13 protein-coding genes and 1 pseudogene are annotated in these 18,698 nt (G+C 39.3%); 8 read left to right on the top strand and 6 right to left on the bottom strand.

Annotation, left to right across the window (positions count from 1 at the left end; all coding sequences use genetic code 11):
* Positions 1-16 precede the first annotated feature (16 nt).
* The 4 genes from BWD47_RS03155 (at position 17) to BWD47_RS03170 (ending at position 4,715) form a co-directional block, all read left to right on the top strand.
* Positions 17-1,012: an LLM class flavin-dependent oxidoreductase gene (locus tag BWD47_RS03155; RefSeq protein ID WP_036972660.1), complete on the top strand. Its 996-nt coding sequence runs from the start codon at positions 17-19 to the stop codon at positions 1,010-1,012.
* A 161-nt stretch (positions 1,013-1,173) separates the two neighbouring features.
* On the top strand, positions 1,174-2,130 hold the full coding sequence (locus tag BWD47_RS03160) for a patatin family protein (RefSeq protein WP_075593353.1): 957 nt from the start codon (positions 1,174-1,176) through the stop codon (positions 2,128-2,130).
* Between the two features lie 104 nt (positions 2,131-2,234).
* Positions 2,235-3,653: a sodium:alanine symporter family protein gene (locus BWD47_RS03165; RefSeq protein ID WP_075593354.1), complete on the top strand. Its 1,419-nt coding sequence runs from the start codon at positions 2,235-2,237 to the stop codon at positions 3,651-3,653.
* A 15-nt stretch (positions 3,654-3,668) separates the two neighbouring features.
* Positions 3,669-4,715 carry a patatin-like phospholipase family protein gene (locus BWD47_RS03170; protein ID WP_065979178.1) on the top strand — a complete coding sequence of 349 codons (1,047 nt, stop codon included), beginning with the start codon at positions 3,669-3,671 and terminating at the stop codon, positions 4,713-4,715.
* Here BWD47_RS03170 and BWD47_RS03175 read toward each other — a convergent pair.
* The 3 genes and pseudogenes from BWD47_RS03175 to BWD47_RS03185 form a co-directional block, all read right to left on the bottom strand.
* Positions 4,708-6,267: a PAS domain-containing methyl-accepting chemotaxis protein gene (locus tag BWD47_RS03175; protein ID WP_176714554.1), complete on the bottom strand. Its 1,560-nt coding sequence runs from the start codon at positions 6,265-6,267 to the stop codon at positions 4,708-4,710. The two genes, BWD47_RS03170 and BWD47_RS03175, sit on opposite strands and share 8 nt — an antisense overlap.
* A 331-nt stretch (positions 6,268-6,598) precedes the next feature.
* Positions 6,599-6,742 (bottom strand): annotated as a pseudogene (locus BWD47_RS20355) (excalibur calcium-binding domain-containing protein); the annotation flags it as partial.
* 447 nt (positions 6,743-7,189) lie between these two features.
* A complete protein-coding gene (locus tag BWD47_RS03185) occupies positions 7,190-7,756 on the bottom strand; it encodes a YSC84-related protein (protein WP_036972643.1) in 567 nt (188 codons plus the stop codon).
* A gap of 139 nt (positions 7,757-7,895) precedes the next feature.
* Here BWD47_RS03185 and BWD47_RS03190 point away from each other — a divergent pair, with 139 nt between their 5' ends.
* Both BWD47_RS03190 and BWD47_RS03195 read left to right on the top strand, forming a co-directional pair.
* Positions 7,896-9,107, top strand: a complete 1,212-nt coding sequence (locus BWD47_RS03190) for a tyrosine-type recombinase/integrase (RefSeq protein ID WP_075593355.1) — start codon at positions 7,896-7,898, stop codon at positions 9,105-9,107.
* Complete coding sequence (locus BWD47_RS03195; protein WP_075593356.1) at positions 9,107-10,294, top strand: sodium:proton antiporter; 1,188 nt, start codon at positions 9,107-9,109, stop codon at positions 10,292-10,294. The genes BWD47_RS03190 and BWD47_RS03195 overlap by 1 nt, the downstream gene beginning before the upstream one ends.
* A 22-nt stretch (positions 10,295-10,316) precedes the next feature.
* Here the strand turns inward: BWD47_RS03195 and BWD47_RS03200 are convergent, their stop codons facing one another.
* The gene (locus BWD47_RS03200; protein WP_075593357.1) at positions 10,317-13,361 is read right to left on the bottom strand and encodes an FAD-binding and (Fe-S)-binding domain-containing protein; all 3,045 of its coding nucleotides are present in this window, start codon (positions 13,359-13,361) and stop codon (positions 10,317-10,319) included.
* 147 nt (positions 13,362-13,508) lie between these two features.
* On the opposite strand from BWD47_RS03200, the gene BWD47_RS03205 reads away from it, so the two are divergent.
* Entirely contained in the window at positions 13,509-13,718 is a 210-nt protein-coding gene (locus tag BWD47_RS03205) for a PGPGW domain-containing protein (protein ID WP_036972636.1), read from the top strand.
* A gap of 99 nt (positions 13,719-13,817) precedes the next feature.
* Here the strand turns inward: BWD47_RS03205 and ppsA are convergent, their stop codons facing one another.
* Positions 13,818-16,193, bottom strand: coding sequence for a phosphoenolpyruvate synthase (gene ppsA / locus BWD47_RS03210; RefSeq protein ID WP_065979183.1), 2,376 nt, complete (start codon positions 16,191-16,193; stop codon positions 13,818-13,820).
* Between the two features lie 153 nt (positions 16,194-16,346).
* On the opposite strand from ppsA, the gene BWD47_RS03215 reads away from it, so the two are divergent.
* Complete coding sequence (locus BWD47_RS03215; protein WP_036972633.1) at positions 16,347-17,156, top strand: pyruvate, water dikinase regulatory protein; 810 nt, start codon at positions 16,347-16,349, stop codon at positions 17,154-17,156.
* Between the two features lie 81 nt (positions 17,157-17,237).
* On the opposite strand, the gene BWD47_RS03220 is transcribed toward BWD47_RS03215, so the two are convergent.
* Entirely contained in the window at positions 17,238-18,587 is a 1,350-nt protein-coding gene (locus tag BWD47_RS03220) for a class II 3-deoxy-7-phosphoheptulonate synthase (RefSeq protein ID WP_036972631.1), read from the bottom strand.
* Positions 18,588-18,698 lie beyond the last annotated feature (111 nt).

Here is an 18,698-nt window from a genome sequence, read left to right on the forward strand (position 1 = left end):
CCATTATGGAGAGCTTATGTCTGAATTAAGCGGTATGCCTTTTTCATTGCTTGAACTGAGCCCAATGAAAGAGAACGAAACAGTTTCACAAACCCTTGCTAATAGTGTTGCCTATGCACAAACTGCCGATGAGCTAGGCTTTAATCGCTTTTGGATGGCTGAGCATCATAATATGCGTGGCATCGTATGTGCAGCAACATCAGTACTTATCGGTCATGTTGCAGGAAAAACGCAGCGTATCCGTGTCGGTGCGGGCGGGGTCATGTTACCTAACCACCCTCCTTTAGTTGTTGCTGAGCAATTTGGCACGCTTGAAAGTCTATATCCTGGTCGTATTGATTTAGGCTTAGGACGTGCACCCGGTAGCGACCCCATTACAAGTCGCGCGTTGCGACGCGATGAGCAGCGTGCTGAGCATTTTGCAGACGAAGTCACCGAGTTACAAAGTTTATTAGGCCCCTATAAAGGTGACTCACCTGTTAGGGCTATTCCCGGTGAAAATACAAATGTTCCTATTTGGTTGTTAGGATCAAGCTTATACAGCGCTCAATTAGCAGCGAAAAAAGGGTTGCCATATGCATTTGCAGGTCACTTTGCGCCACGATTTGTTCATGATGCTATAGCGTTGTACCGACGCGAGTTTCAACCATCAGACGTATTAGATAAACCTTATGTGATGCTTGGGTTACCCGTGGTGGCTGCTGATACTGATGAGCAAGCACAGTTTCTGGCTACAACTTCAAAGCAGCGAATATTAGCGTTAATGCGCGGTCAAGCATTGTGGTTAAAAGAGCCGATTGCAAGTATGGATGGACTGTGGTCACCTCAAGAAAAAATGCAAGTTGAAAGCTTTTTAGGGCTTGCTGTTGTAGGTAGTCAAGCGAGCGTTAAGCATAAGTTGAGTATGATTAAAAAAGAGCTACAGGTTGATGAGTTTATTTTTACTAACGACCTGTACGAATTGAGCGACAGACAACACGCGCTGACGATACTTGCGAACATAATGAGTTAATCGGTTACGGTGCGTAATGACGCTAATTACGCACCACAGTGTGTCTGTTTTCTCATAATTAAACGGTTTTTTGAATTGAACTGATTTAATTATTCTATTTTAAGGATTTAAATAAACCCAATACACTGTCAATATTAACTACAACCCTAGGAAGGTGCACCGTGAAATCTCAAACAATTGCCAACGTCGAGCCACAAACAAAAACAGCATTAATTGCTGAGGGGGGCGGGCAACGAGGGATTTTTACCGCAGGTGTATTAGATGCATGGTTAGAAGAAAACTACGATCCATTCGATTTATTTATTGGCACATCAGCAGGTTCACAAAACTTAACCAGTTATCTAGCCAGACAAAAGGGTTACGCAAAACGCCTTATTAGAGGGCTGTCGCGGCATAAACGTTTTTTTCAACTGGGGCGTGGCTTAATTGGCAAAAGTATTGTTGATCTTGATTGGTATTTTGATAAAACCAAAGAAGTAAACCGCGCCCTTGATTTCAAAACAGCAACACAAAGTTTAGGCCAACGAGAGCTGTTAATAACAGCCACTCATGCAATTGATCGTAAGCCCTATTACTTAACACCGACAGGTGAAGACACGCAGTGGCTTGCATTACTAAAAGCGTCTAGTGCACTGCCATTCTTATATAGAGATGGGGTTAACTTAACGCCTTGGTTTACGACCAAAGCTGCTAATGATGCCATTATTCAAAGTGCAAATACTGACTTAGCAAATAATGTGTTTTTAGACGGCGGCTTAGCTGCACCACTGCCTGTTAAAGAAGCTTATAAGCGAGGCGCTCACGATATTGTCGTTATAAGAACGGTTGATAAAGACTTTCAAGTGCAATCTGAATGGGTCACTAAATTGAGGTCACTTGTGAGTGTGTCTGGCTATTGCCCAAAAACAATCGATTATTTATTGCAACATGAACAAGCGTATCAAGATGAACTTGATTTTATAGCCAATCCCCCAAGCGATGTGCGTATTACGCAAATATTCGCAGGCGACAAACTGCGCAGTAAATTATTAGGGAGCACAGACTCTGACTTGCGATTTGATCATAAATTAGGATTAGCAGCAGGCCGTAAGTTTTTAGAGGGTACGCACTGCAATTAAACACATTACTTACTTGAGATATTTGTAAATAAAGTTAAAGTGGTTAGCTAACTATTCACTTTTAGTGATTTGTTATTCTAAAAAATAACAATAAAAGGCTAACCATGTTCAATTCTGCTGTCGGTGCTATTAATAATCTATTGTGGGGAGAAGGCCAGCTCCTCATCTATATTCTTCTGTTTGCTGGTATTTGGTTTTCAGTACGGCTAAAAGCCATTCAGCTTCTTAAATTTCGCCATATGTTCAGTTTATTAAAAACCAGCAGCAGCACAGATAAAAATTCTATCAGTTCGTTTCAAGCATTGTGCACCGGGTTATCTGCGCGAGTAGGGACGGGTAATTTAGCCGGTGTTGCGGTAGCAATATCGTTAGGCGGTAGTGGTGCTATCTTTTGGATGTGGGTTATCGCGATACTGGGAATGGCAACAGGTTTTGCAGAAAGTGTTTTAGGTCAAGTATATAAAGTAAGAGACGCTAATGGCGACTTTAGAGGTGGGCCTGCTTATTACATTGAACAAGGCCTTGCGAGTCGGTGGCTTGCCGTGTGTTTTGCTTTTTGTTTATTCCTTGGTTACGGCTTCACATTTAGTGCGATGCAAACTAATACCATAACAGATGCTCTGAACTACGCTTTTGAAATCCCCACACTGTATTCAGGGATTGTGATCACACTTTTAGCGGGAAGCATTATTTTGGGTGGCTTTAAAGCAATCGCCCGATTTGCAGAGCGTGTAGTGCCCGTAATGGGCATTTTATTTGTACTGGCTGCGGTGACTATTACCCTATTAAATCTAGGCAAGGTACCTGAAATGATTGAGGATATCTTACTATCTGCATTTGGCTTACAAGAAGCGGGCGCTGGGGCCATGGGCGCCGCAATTAAAAATGGTATACAACGAGGACTGTATTCAAACGAAGCCGGTGCAGGCAGTGTGCCTCATGCCGCAGGTTGTGCATCGCCAATACCTAACCATCCTGTAACGCAAGGTTATATTCAAATGCTTGGTGTGTTTTTCGACACAATTGTGCTGTGTAGTTGCACAGCGGTGATCATACTACTCGCTGATATTGATATAACTGGCGAAATGGAAGGCATTCGCCTAACGCAATCTGCGATGACAGCACATATGGGTGCTGGTGGAATTTATTTTGTAGCTGCGGCCATTTGCTTGTTTGCATTTACCTCAGTTGTTGCAAATTACGCCTACGCAGAAAGCAATCTTCATTTATTTAAACTAGACAATAAATTTGGGCGAACAGTGTATACCGGCCTTTATTTATCAATGATGATTTGGGGAGCCTCAGCAACACTTAAACAAGTATGGGATTTAGCCGACATCGCTTTAGGGTTGATGACAGTGGTAAATGTTATCGCTATCATACGGTTAACACCCACTATATTGACAGTGACCAAAGATTACAACACGCAACGTGCCGAAGGAAAAGACCCCGTATTTAACGCCGAACATGTTAAAGTACAAGGACACACTGAGCTGGGTATTTGGCGTCAAAAACAAAAATGATGAGAAAAGCAGTACATGATTGATATTTACGCAGGGCCAACCGCTGCAAAAACAATACGAGAGCAGGGACTCTCTGCAGATCTTTTTAGTACATTTTTAGGTGCGAGTGGTGGGCCTAAATGGTTTACTTTGTTCGGTCTAGATAAGTACCTATTCGGCGAGTTTTTTAAACAGAGAACACAACCTTTAAATTTAGTAGGTTCAAGTGCTGGCGCTTTTCGTGCGGCCTGTTTTGCGCAAAATGATCCTGTGGCTGCAATATCACGCTTAGCTAAATCGTACTCCGAAACACGCTATTCCTCTAACAAAGCTAAGCCAACTGAAATAACAGAAAAAGCACGATTGCTTCTGAACTATGTATTTGCTGAAAACGGTATTGAAGAAATTATTAATAACCCCGTTTTTAAGGCGCATTTTATTGTTGCTAAATCAAATGGTTTTACGGCCTCAGAAAACAAAGTTATGCAGCTAATGGGGCTATCAAAAAGTTACCTATTTAACAGAGTAAATAGACGGTTGTTGAGCAAACAATATGAACGTTTTGTGTTTCAACCTGCGAATAGTAATCTATCCTTTAGTGACAATAATACCTTTAATACTCAAACAGTTGAGCTTACAGAAGCTAATCTAGCCGATGCTTTACTTGCATCAGGCTCAATTCCGTTAGTAATGCAAGGCATTAAAAATATACCAGGCACACCGCAAGGTATGTACCGAGATGGCGGTATTATTGATTACCATTTTGATTTAACAATTCACAATGAAGGGTTAATACTTTATCCGCACTTTAATAATAAGCCAAAAGCAGGGTGGTTTGATAAAAACCTAAGCAGAGGGATCACACCGCGTAATTACGATAATGTGGTGATGGTTACGCCTTCAGCAAAGTTTATAGCGTCATTACCCTACAATAAAATACCAGACAGAACCGACTTCACAGTACTTGATGCCGACACGCGTATTAAATATTGGCAACATGTTCTTAGCGAAACCGAACGATTAGCAGAGGCATTTCATCTGCTATGTAATAATAACGATTTTAAAATAAACATAATTACTTAAATTGATTAATGAGTGCGGTTTGCTCCGTTACTTTCGATAATAATCCTTCGCACAATTGCTGGGCAGAATGACCAAGCGAAGTGCATTCATGCGCAAAATCTTGTGCTGCTGATATATTGGCAGCAATTGCTTGACTGGCTGCTAATTGGTCACTAATTGCTTGTGAAATAATACTATTAAGTTCGCTTAACTTAACCGATTGTGCGTTGATATGTTGTAAACTTTCGCCGCTTTTATGGGCAAGACTTACGCTTTCTGAAGACAACTTGAGGCCATCAGACATCGCATTTTGCGCTTCTTTAGATGCCCCAGTGAGACGATTTAAAACAGTATTAATTTCTTCGGTTGATTGCTGAGTCCGCGAGGCGAGGGCGCGTACTTCACCCGCAACGACAGCAAAACCTCTGCCTTGTTCACCAGCACGTGCTGATTCAATCGCGGCGTTTAATGCTAATAGATTCGTTTGTTCTGCTATGGCATTTATTTCCGATAAAATGGAGACAATATGCTTATTACCCTCCACTAAATTCACAACTTGCTCGCTGGCTGAGTGAAGTTTTTTGTCCAGCTCGTTTATTGAATTAATCGTTTGTTGTACTGCTTGTGACCCTTGCTCTGTTGATTTCATCGCCGTTTCGGCTGCTTGGCTTGTGTCTGTTGTACTCGATGATAAGTCATTTATCGACGCTGACATTTGCTCCGTCGCAATAACAATTTGTGACACTTCGTCAGCTTGTTTACTTAATAGTTCAGTAACATGGTGTCCAGTTTCAGCGCACTGTATTGCATTATTATTCACTCCCATTGTTACGTCATTAACACGCCCGACAATCGCTTTAAGTTTTGCTTGTTGCATTTCAAATGCTAAATTCAAATAGCCAATGTCATCATTTGTTCCTGAGTATAAGTAAGCCATTAAAGGATTATTGTATATGTCTTTTGCTTTACTAATTAGCTGTGTGTAGCGCCTACGCCAAAAGAACATCAGACTATTTATAGTAGCTAAAACGATGAGTAATACCGTATTCAATATTTCAAAGCCATTGATCAAAACAGAGGCTAAAGCCGTAACAAAACACGCGGCTAAAAGGATGCTAATAAATAAAGTTACATCATACTTTTTTGATAACGCGCGAGATTTTTGTCCATCATTGATTTTTTTATATTCACTGCTGGCACGTGCTACAACATCATCATTTGGTTTTGTACGTACTGACTGATATTCAATTGTTCGATTATTTTCATCTCTGATAGGAGTCGCAAACGCATTAACCCAATAATAATCACCATTTTTACAGCGATTTTTAACCGGTCCCATCCAAGATTGACCATTTTGTAAATGTTTCCACAGGTCAGCAAAAGCAAGTTTTGGCATATCAGGGTGGCGAACAAGATTGTGTGGCTTGCCTTTCATTTCATCTAAATCATAACCGGCGATTTTGCAGAAATCTTTATTCGCATAAGTGATATGACTTTTAAGATCGGTTGTCGAAAGGAGAATATCTGATTCAGAAAATTTCACTTCGTTGTTAGTTATTTTTGCTTTTATCACGTAGAAATCATCCAAGTGTGTCGTTAGCTATCAATAAAATTCATCAATTTATCGGTTGAAGTTTAAACATTATTTATAAAAAAGATGTTAACCAGTACCCATAAAATGACTGTTGTCTTAGATCAATTTAGCGTTAAGTCAGTGAAAAATAACTAGGAAAATTCTGTTTTTGTATTTTGAAGGTAAATACTTTTTAATTATTTAAGGGACTAAAAAAGAGAACTCACTATAAGAAAAAAGAACACTCTAAATAAATTATCTTGAATTCAGAGTGTATTGGGATAGTTTATTTTTTAATACTAAGCATGTGCGCCATGTTTAGATTTTATATTTAGGGGCGGAGTCTTGTGTCGTTTTCACATGGATCACCATCATAGTCTCCATCCATGTCTGTATTAGGGCAGTTTTTAATAAAAAAAAGTGCTTCTTCAAGCGAGGTCATCTCACTACAGTATTGCCTGCCATCACAGATAAATTTGCTCTCATCTGTTAAATAGGGTCCGTTACGTTTACGAGTATACTTTGTCCGAATGGGGTCAATAACTTCACCCTGTAATGTGTCTATTGGCGAAATGCCGCCATAATTTGTTGCATAATATTCCCAACCAAACAATCCAATAATGATTAGTAGCAATAATTTTCTCACGTGACTTCCTTTTAGTATTGTCATAAAAATGAGTGTATTGATAGTCAGCGAAAGCTTTCGCACACCTAACTAAAATGGCTTACTATGATAGGGAGGTTATACAATAATTTTAAGTGATATTCGGATTTGAGAAAGAAATCTGAAATTTCGCAGAAGCTAGTGTATTAAGATACAGCAATTATTTACATCCCATAAATTACGTTATGTTAAATATAGTGCAATAAATAAAAGTGGGCGTTATGTTACTCATTAGCCCACTTATAGAAGGGTTTTTATTTACTGATTTAGCTCAGAATCTACCCAAAATTTAGTGCCTTTAAGAACCGCTTGAAGCGCCAAGCCATTTTCGGTTAAAGAATATACGGTAACTTGATCGGCTATCGCTTCGGCAACTAAAGCGCCACCTTTATCTTCATATTTAGCGGCTGCATCTGCGTTGCCACCAAACGCCCATCCATGCTCGATGAAACGGTTTACAGCAGCCTGATTATGAAAAACCATAACAACATTGAAATCTTTAACACCTAAACCGAGGCCTAAACCTGCTTCGCCCATGTTCATGTAAGTTGATTTACCTGTTAGGTTGTTTTTAACAACACCGTAGCCACCGCCAAAACTTGCCAAAACTACATTTACATTGGCATTATCGAAAACAGCATAGCCAGCTGAGTTAGCAATTTGTTGTTTCACATCAGGTTTTTCTGCATATAATGTGTTTAGAGTGTTTGTTTTCATACTCTGGACTAGCGCCCGTTTTTCACTCGGAGAGGCACTGCCGGTAGTAGCACAACCCGACAAAACGGTTGATAATATGATTAAACTGATCGCAATAAACTTTTTCATACATATTCCTTGAATAATTGTATGGCAAGATAGTAATTAAAATACTCGTTAATTTAAGGATATCTTAAGTCCAATACTAGACAGTATCGGACTTTGTGTTACTCTTATAACTAGTTATTTTACAAGATATTTATACATTATGCTCGTTGCTCTAGTCGATACTATAAAACAACTTCGTTACCAAATTGCCCACCTAGAAGATGATACTCTAGCAACAGAATATCCAGAACTTGATACATTTATACACCAGGTTGGATTGACTGTTGCTGAATCAAAAAATGACTTGGCTTTTTTGTATCAGTTTCTTTATGTTTATGGTCGAAAATCCGAAGCGACATTTAATCGATTTAGAAATGAACTTGAACGTTTTTGTTTATGGTCTTGGCTAATAGCTGAAAAATCAGTTTTTGAACTAAAACGTGAAGATATTGAAGCTTATGTTGATTTTATGGTTGAGCCAGAATCAGCGTGGTTATCAAATTCAGTTCAATGGCGATATAAAGATGAACAAGGTATTCGACGATTAAATTCTAATTGGCGCCCTTTTATCGGAAGAGAAAATATTGCTAGTCAACAAACGTTAGCTGCAATGTTTACTGCATTAAATGTATTTTATAAATTCGCCATTCTAGAAGAAAAAACATTCGCTAACTTTGTACCTGTTGTAAAAAAGAATAGCCCATATTTGGTTGTGCAATCTCAAATTAAAATTCCAGATACATTAAGTGATATTCAGTGGGAATATGTATTCGGTGTAACGCGTGATTTATGTGATGAACAACCTGATCTTGAGCGAAACTTATTTACGCTTGCATGCTTAAAAGGATTGTATCTACGGATTTCTGAATTGTCGGAGCGGCCGCAATGGTCACCGGTAATGTCACATTTTTGGCAAGATAATGATGGGTTCTGGTTTTTACGTATCATGGGTAAAGGCAATAAATTACGGGATGTAACATTAAGTGAGGATTTTATTACTTACCTAAAACGTTACCGATTATACCGTGGGTTACCCGCCCTGCCCCGAGTTGATGAAGCTGAACCTTTAGTTCACAAAATTCGTGGTAAAGGTGGTATGACGGTTAGACAAATTAGACGTTTAGTTCAACAAAGTTTTGACTTGGCGAAAAAATCATTACTTGATGATGGTTTTAAAGATGATGCAGAACAACTTGAAGCTGCCACAGCACATTGGCTTCGACATACGGGTGCAACACACGATGCACAAACTCGCCCTTTAAAACATTTATCTGAAGATCTTGGTCATGCAAAAATAGCCACAACAGATCAAATTTATATTCAAACCAATATTAAAGAAAGAGCAAAGTCAGGGATGAAAAGGAAAGTATAATGGAATACACCATATTGGCCATTGTTGGTTGTGCGTTGCTATTTTACTCAATGACAATCCGCCAACTTGAGCGCACCGAAATCACCGGACCAATGTTCTTTGTATTGGTCGGGATTGGAATGTCTTACTTATTACCCAGTGAATTTAAGCTTGGTGAAAATGGACTCAATGAAATTTTACCTTTAGTTGAGTTAACGCTAAGTATTTTTTTATTTACCGATGCAGCTAAATCAAAGTTAAGTGTATTGCAGCATAGTTTTCAGTACCCTAGCCTGCTTTTATTTGTAGCATTACCACTCACATTACTTGCAGGGGTTGCCGGTGGTTTATTTATATTTTCTGAGCTATCACTATTTCAATCTGCACTTATTGCAATTATTTTAACTCCGACGGACGCGGCGTTAAGCAAAGGTATTTTAGAATGCTCGTCGGTTCCTGAAAAAATTCGAGAAGGGATCAATACTGAAAGTGGCTTAAACGATGGATTATGTGTGCCAATATTTTTAGTTTTATTATTGCTAGTTCAGAATCCAGATAGTGCTGTGACAACAACAGATACTCTCGTTGTTTTTATTAGAGAATTGGGAGTTGCGTTTTTGGTTGCCGCAGTTGCAACAGCGATATTTATTCCATTCCTTAAGGCTGCTTTGGCGCGTCATTATTTTGCAAACAATAGTAGTCCATTTTTATTGATTGGTTTAGTAATGGCGATCTTCTCGTTAACGCAAAACTTTCATGGTAGTGGATTTATTGCCGTATTTGTCGCTGGGTTATTGTTTGACTATTTTTCACCAAGAAAAATTCGTCTTACTTTAGTTAAAGACTCGGAGCATATCGCAGAATTTATAGCATTACTCATTTGGTGTTTGTTTGGGTTTGTTTGTGGACATTTAATAATTAATGATATTACTTGGCCTATTGTTTTTTATGCATTACTTAGCGTGACCTTATTTAGAATCATACCTGTATTACTTTCTTTATTTTTCACAGACTTAAATAGAAAAGATAAATTGACGTTTGCCTGGTTTGGACCAAGAGGTCTTGCGTCAATTGTATTTACACTAATGGTTATGGATACAACAATTGCTAACAAAGAACAAATTGCGACAGTAACGTTAACAACAATTCTTTTCAGTGTTTTTATTCATGGCATGAGTACCAAGCCTATTGCGAATAGCTATAAATAAAAAGGCGCTTAAAGCGCCTTTTTTATAACAGTTCTGCTATTAATTGCAGTGGATGTCTTGGTTTATATTTTTCGTAACGCTTTACTTGGCTACGGCAAGAAAATCCAGTAGCCAAAATAGTTTCGGGTTCACTATTTTCAATAAGTGGTTTCCAACTCATTTCGTACAATGCGCGTGAGTTTTCTTGATTTTGTTTTTCATGACCATAAGTGCCAGCCATACCACAACAACCTGTACTTGTTGTACTCAAAGATAAACCTAAATCAGAGAAAATATTTTGCCAAACTTTTGAGGCATTTGGCATCGCTGTCGTTTCAGTGCAGTGGCTTAATAATTTAAATGGCACAGCACTTTTTGCCGACAGTGATACGTTTTTAAAGTTTTGTGTTTGTAACCACTCATGAGCAAGTTCAACTTTAAAATCACCACGCGTTTCTTTTAGTATTGATACATACTCATCGCGGTAACACATAACAAGTGACGCATCGAGACCAACCAATGGAGAGTTTATTTCAGAAAGTGAATTTAAAAACTCAGCCGAATTTTTTGCTGTAATTTTAAATTCATTTAAAAAACCTTTTACGTGCTGGGCTTTTCCATTTGGTTTAAAGGGTAACAGCATTGGTTTTTTACCCAGCGCTTTTATTACTTTTATAAAACTCTCAACCAATTCAGCTTCGTAAAAACTGGTAAATGGATCTTGAACAATAAGAACATACTCAGCTTGTTCATCACTGGTAAGTGATTTAAGTAATTCAAAATTGAACATGTCATTTTTGTTTACGCGTTTCGAAAGTTGAGGAACACTTAACGTTGGTGTATCTACATAGCCAATTGTATTTTTTATTAAACTAGAAACCAGTTTTGTATTTACAATTGGATTCACTACCTTCGCAAATTTAGCCATGACAGGTGCCGTCTGTTCGATACCTGCCACTAAATAATCTTTTAATGGCCGCGCGTAGTAACTGTGATAGAAATTTAAAAACTGCGATCTAAATGTTGGCACATCTACTTTTATAGGACAGGCTGTTGTACATGCTTTGCATGCTAAACATTCGTCCATTGACTCTTTCACTTCATGCGAAAAATCATAAACGCCTTTTTTCTTATTTCGGCTATGCTGAAAACGTTCCCACCACGTGATTACTTCTCCATTGATAAGTTCTTTTTCAACATGTATTAAATCAATATTTTCTGATTCTTGAAGACGCAACCATTCGCGCATTAAACCTGCACGTCCTTTAGGTGAGTAGCGTCTGTCACCCGTTACTTTATACGAAGGGCACATTGGAGAATTTTGATCATAGTTAAAACAAAGGCCATTACCATTACAAGTCATGGCGTTATTAAATTCTGTTTTAACGTCAATAGAAATTTCTTTATCAAACCAAGCTCGCTTTTGATCATCAACAGAAACGAGGGAGTCTTTACTTTCAAGCGGTGTACATATTTTACCGGGATTAATGCGATTGTCTGGATCGAAAGCTGATTTAATTTTTCGTAGTTGAGTAAATAAATGCTCACCAAAAAATTCTGGTCCATACTCACTACGATAACCTTTACCGTGCTCGCCCCACATTAAACCACCATATTTAGCGGTAAGTTTTACAACTTCATCTGAAATATGGCGAAGTAATTTTTCTTGCTCAGGATCACACATATCTAGGGCTGGACGCACATGTAAAACACCCGCATCAACGTGGCCAAACATACCATACTGAAGATGGTGACTATCAAGAAGTTGACGAAACTCAACAATAAAATCTGCCAAATTTTCTGGAGGTACGGCAGTATCTTCAGCAAATGCGAGCGGCTTTTGACTACCTTTAACATTGCCTAGTAAACCAACAGACTTTTTACGCATGGCATAAATTTTTAGAATATCGGCTTTATCATTTGTAAGTTGATAACCGATCACACCATGCGTTTCGTTTTTAACGCAGTCATCTAACAATCTACATAGCGTGTCTACTTTTTCTTTAATATCATCCGGTGATACAGCATTAAACTCAACCATGTTGAGGCCTTGCATATCTTTATTATCAACATCGGTTATTAAGTCCGATACTGAATGCCAAATGATATCTTCCCGTGCCAAGTTAAGCACTTTACTGTCGACTGTTTCAACAGACGTTGCATTTGCGGCGACCAAAAAAGGTGAATGACGCAATGCTGAATCAAAACTATCGTATTTAATATTGATTAAGGTTTTAAACTCAGCAATTGGGGTAATATTAAGTTTGGCTTCGGTAACTATACCTAAAGAACCTTCAGATCCCGTAATTAAACGACTCATATCAAAAGTTTGTAAGTCGTCAGAAAAAATATGTTCTAAGTCATAACCGGTTAAAAAACGATTTAATCGTGGGAATTTTTGCAAAATTGCCTCACGATTATTGAGTCCAATATCCATTACCGTTTTATACAACTTGCCGACTGTTGAGTTTTGCTCAGAAACTAACTGTGCTTTTTCGATAGGCATGGGTGAGGTAGACATTTCAGTTCCATCGATTAGGTATGTTGTCAGACCTAAAACATGATCACTGGTTTTACCGTAGACAAGCGAGCCCTGCCCTGATGCATCGGTATTTATCATCCCACCAATTGTTGCTCGGTTACTGGTTGATAAATCAGGTGCGAAGAAAAATCCATAAGGGCGTAAAAAGTCATTAAGCTGATCTTTAATGACACCTGTTTGCACTCTTACCCAGTTTTCCTCAACATTTATTTCTAATATTTCACGCATGTAGCGAGATAAATCAACGACGATACCAGGAGTAAGAGACTGACCATTTGTCCCTGTGCCACCGCCGCGAGGACCAAAAGTCAGTGACAGAAATGGATCTCGAGAGGCGATTTGCATTGCAAGTTGAATATCTTTCGCCGTTTTTGGAAAAATAACTCCTTGCGGTACTTGCTGATAAACACTGTTATCGGTCGATAAGCTTAATCGCGTAGAATAACTTGCGTCTGTGTCACCCGAAAAACCTTGTTTTACAATAGTTTCTAGGTAGTTAGCGACTAACTCAGAAGCGACTTGTTGTTGACTTATTGTTGCTATCATGACGGTGATAAATTAAGGCATTTCGTAAATTATATCATGCTAATAGCTAAGTTAAATTGAAGATTTTACAGTTTGTAACACTCTTTTAATCGATTTAAGTCTCAATACTTTTATACTGTTTATTAAAGCATCAAATGAGTAAGGGATATGAAAAAGATTTTATTAGTAAGCTTAGGTATTTTAAGTATGCTACTTGGGTTGATATTTGTCATTGTGCCCGGCCCATCATTACTATTTTTTATAGTGGGATTACTGTGCTTTTCGTTTTATTACCCACTGGCACGTCGCTATTTGGTTTATTGTCAAAAAGCACTCACTAAATCATGTGCTTATTTAGATAAAAAACTAGCGAGATAATTGCCAATCTACGATAACACTTAAGTGCATCGTGATACTTTCTAATTGAGTAAACAAAAATGCCAGCATAATCGCTGGCATTTTTTTAATAAACACTAGTTAGTCTGCTAGCTTTTTAGCTAAGTATAACCAAGTTTCTAATACTGTATCTGGATTAAGAGATACAGAATCAATCCCTTGCTCAACTAGCCATGCTGCAAAATCTTCATGATCTGATGGACCTTGACCACAAATACCTACGTATTTGCCTTTTGCTTTTGCAGTTTGGATTGCCATTGAAAGCAGCTTTTTAATCGCAGGATTACGCTCATCAAAAAGATGTGCAATTAAACCTGAGTCACGGTCAAGACCAAGTGTTAGCTGAGTCAAATCGTTTGAGCCAATAGAGAAACCATCGAAGTATTCTAAGAACTCTTCAGCTAATAGCGCATTTGATGGTAATTCACACATCATGATCACTTTAAGACCATTTTCGCCACGTTTTAAGCCATGTTCTTCAAGAAGTTCGATAACACGCTTACCTTCTTCAAGGGTACGTACGAATGGAATCATGATTTCGATGTTCGTCATACCCATTTCGTTGCGAACGCGTTTAATTGCTTCACACTCTAGCGCGAAACAATCACGGAAATCTTCAGAAATGTAGCGAGCAGCACCGCGGAAACCAATCATTGGGTTTTCTTCTTCCGGCTCATATTGCTGGCCCCCAACTAGGTTTGCGTATTCGTTTGATTTGAAATCAGACATACGAACAATGACACGCTCTGGTGCAAACGCACACCCTAATGTCGCAATACCTTCAACAAGCTTAGAAATGTAGAACTCAACCGGTGACTCATAGCCAGCCATCATGTCTGAAATTTCTGCTTTTAACTCATCTGATTGCGCATCAAAGTTTAATAGTGCTTTAGGGTGAACACCGATCATACGGTTGATAACGAACTCAACACGTGCAAGGCCAACACCTGCATGAGGTAAACGGGCAAAATCGAAAGCACGGTCTGGGTTACCAACGTTCATCATAATTTTCATTGGTAGTTCTGGCATTTCATCAACGCGCGAAGTAAGTACTTCGTAATCTAGAATGCCTTCGTAGATATAACCTGTATCACCTTCAGCACACGAAACGGTTACATCTTGGCCTGCTTTAATTAAATCAGTTGCGTTGCCACAACCCACAACAGCAGGTATACCTAGTTCACGAGCAATAATAGCTGCGTGACATGTACGGCCACCACGATTGGTAACAATCGCCGCTGCACGTTTCATGATTGGTTCCCAATCTGGGTCGGTCATATCGGTAACAAGGATATCGCCTTGCTGTACTTTGTCCATCTCGTCTATAGAGTTAAGAACTCGTACCGTACCAGCACCAATTTTGTGACCAATAGCACGCCCTTCGACAACAACATTGCTCGAGCCATTTAATTGGAAACGTTCCATTACGTTGGCATCTTCATTTGAGCGAACGGTTTCTGGACGTGCTTGAACAATGTAAAGCTTACCGTCGTTGCCATCTTTAGCCCATTCGATGTCCATTGGACGACCGTAATGTTTTTCGATGATCACAGCTTGCTTAGCCAGTTCTTGAACTTCGGCATCTGTGATTGAGAATTTGTTTGATAATGCAGTATCTACATCTACGATTTCAACTTGCTTACCATGTGATTCATCACTTGAGTAAATCATTTGGATTGCTTTTGAACCGATGTTACGACGAACTACTGCAGGCTTGCCGCTCGCAAGCGTTGGTTTATGTACATAAAATTCATCTGGGTTTACTGCACCCTGTACAACCATTTCACCAAGACCGTAGCTTGATGTGACAAACACAACGTCTTCGAAACCAGATTCAGTATCGATACTGAACATAACACCTGACGATGCTTTGTCTGAACGTACCATGCGTTGAATACCAGCCGATAAAGCAACACCACGGTGATCATAGCCTTGGTGAACTCGGTAAGAGATAGCGCGGTCATTGAATAATGAGGCAAACACGTGTTTGATTGCAGTCATAACTGAATCAATACCACGTACGTTTAAAAACGTTTCTTGTTGTCCTGCGAATGAAGCGTCTGGCATGTCTTCTGCTGTAGCAGATGAGCGAACTGCAAATGATACATCTTGAGATGCGTCGCCATGTAATTGGCTATATGCGTCGCGGATGGCTTGGTCTAGGTTAGGTTGGAATGGTGTGTCGATAATCCATTGGCGGATTTCGGCACCGACTTTAGCGAGTGTATTTACATCATCCACATCCAATGTGTCTAAAATATCGTGGATTTTTGAGTTTAGCCCTGATTGCTCAAGGAACTCGTTAAATGCATCGGCAGTTGTAGCGAAACCACCTGGCACTTGTACACCAGCGTTAGCTAGGTTTGAGATCATTTCACCCAGTGAGGCATTTTTACCGCCAACACGTGGAACATCTTGCATACCAAGCTCTTGATACCAGAGAACGTATTCTTGCACGGATCTTTCTCCATAAAACAAATTGTAGTACTAACTGTGAGAGTTAAGAAAGAAAACCTTCTAAAAAGGTCGCCATCATTCTACACTGGCAACAGACCTCACGTAAACCGTGAAGCCCCTATTTTGCAGATAAAGGTAATAAAAAGGTTAATTATGAGAACTGCATTCTATATTTCTGACGGAACAGCTATCACCTCTGAAGTGTTTGGCCATGCTACATTGTCGATGTTCCCTGTCGATTTTAATCACAAAACAATTCCATTCGTTGAGACAGAAAAAAAAGCCAACGAAGTTAAAAATTTAATCAACTCAACAGCCCAGCGCGACGGCGAACAGCCTTTGGTATTTTTCACTTTTGTGAATCATGAGCTAAGTGAAATTATTAAATCTTCGTGTGCGGTGTGTTACGATTTCTTATCTCAGTACAGTGACCAAATAGCAAAAGAGCTCAAAGTTGCGCCTGTGCCTAAAGTTCACCGTACACACTCTATGCATGAAAAAAGCTACGATTTTAGAATTGATGCCGTTAACTACGCGCTAACAAACGATGATGGCGCTAATATAAAAAACTATGCTGAAGCTGATATCATTTTGGTGGGCGTAAGTCGCAGTGGTAAAACCCCTACTAGCCTCTATTTAGCATTACAATATGGAATAAAAGCAGCAAACTATCCATTGACTGAAGATGACCTAGAGCGTGGCAGCCTACCTGAATGTTTGAAGTCGTATAAACATAAACTATTTGGTTTAACAATCGACCCTGTCAGACTTGCCGATATACGACAGCGACGCATGGCGAACTCAAAATATGCATCATTAAAACAATGTCGAATCGAAGTCCGCGAAGTTGAAATGCTTTATAAAAAGCAAAAAATTCAATATTTGAATTCTACACATCACTCTGTTGAAGAAATATCAGCCAAAATTATATCTGATACAGGGCTTGAGCGTCGTAAGTACTAACCAACTTTTGTTCATAATTAGTATCGGACATAAAAAAGGCTGCACTATGCAGCCTTTTAATACTTAATAAGTAAAGCGAGATTACTTGCGCGCATCCTTTAATAAGTCTGCAACAAGGAAGCCTAACTCTAATACCTGATCTGCATTTAAACGTGGGTCACACTGCGTGCGGTAACGTTGAGCTAAATCTTCATCTGACAGCCCATATGCCCCACCTGTACATTCAGTTACATGTTGGCCGGTCATCTCAAGGTGAACACCACCAGGGTATGAGCCTTCGGCTTTATGGACTGCAAAGAACTGGCTAATTTCACGAAGTATATTATTAAAGCTTCGTGTTTTATATCCTGAGCTCGCTTTTTCAGTATTACCGTGCATCGGGTCTGAGCTCCAGATAACCTTGCGTCCTTCTTGCTGTACTTTACGAACAAGCGCTGGCAGTTTTTCTGGTAGAATGTCTGCACCCATACGTGTAATTAACGTTAAGCGACCAGGGATATTATCTGGGTTAATTGCATCTATTAACTTAATCAACTCGTCAGGGTCCATGCCAGGACCTACTTTTACACCGATTGGGTTCTTAATACCTTTAAAGAACTCGATATGAGCATGATCTAATTGACGAGTTCGTTCACCAATCCACACAAAGTGCGCAGAACAGTCATACCAATCACCTGATAAATGGTCTCGACGTGTTAGTGCTTCTTCGTAGCCAAGTAATAGCGCCTCGTGCGATGTAAATAAATCTGTTTCTTTTAAACTTGGTGCAACCGTAGAGTCAATACCACACACTTCCATAAACTCAAGCGCATCTTGAATGCGATCTGCAAGTTGTTGGTACTTCTCTTTTAATGGATTTGCAGCAACAAAGCCCATATTCCAACGATTTACCTGATGCAAATCAGCAAGGCCACCTTGTGCAAATGCTCGTAATAAGTTTAACGTAGCCGCACTGTGGTGATAAGCAGTCATTAAACGTTGTGGATCGGGTATTCGTGCTTGTTCGGTGAATTCAAAATTATTTACAATATCACCACGATATGAAGGTAATGAAACCCCATCAATGGTTTCGTAATCTGACGAACGTGGCTTTGCGTATTGACCTGCCATGCGTGCAATCTTAACAACAGGGCATTTACCGCCATAGGTTAAGACAACAGCCATCTGTAATAGAGTTTTAAATGTATCGCGAATATTGGCGGCATTAAAATCACTGAATGATTCAGCACAATCACCACCTTGAAGTAAAAAGGCACGTCCTTCACATACATCTTCTAATTGTTTAAATAAGCTACGCGTTTCTTCGGCAAACACTAAAGGCGGTGCGCTTTTTAATTGCCCTTCAACTTGTTTAAGGGCTTCTTTATCTGGGTACTCTGGCTGCTGAAGTATCGGCAGGTTTCTCCAGCTATCTGGGTTCCACGATTGCATGTTCTTTCCTCATTCCTAACATAGACCGTTAATGAAAACTAACTTAATGCACAGGGTAAGTTCAAGGACTATATTCACCTATTTTCAATTATTTAGTTATTTGATAAACCA

It is taken from the genome of Pseudoalteromonas sp. PAB 2.2 (assembly GCF_001938575.1).
Taxonomy (GTDB): Bacteria; Pseudomonadota; Gammaproteobacteria; order Enterobacterales; family Alteromonadaceae; genus Pseudoalteromonas; species Pseudoalteromonas lipolytica.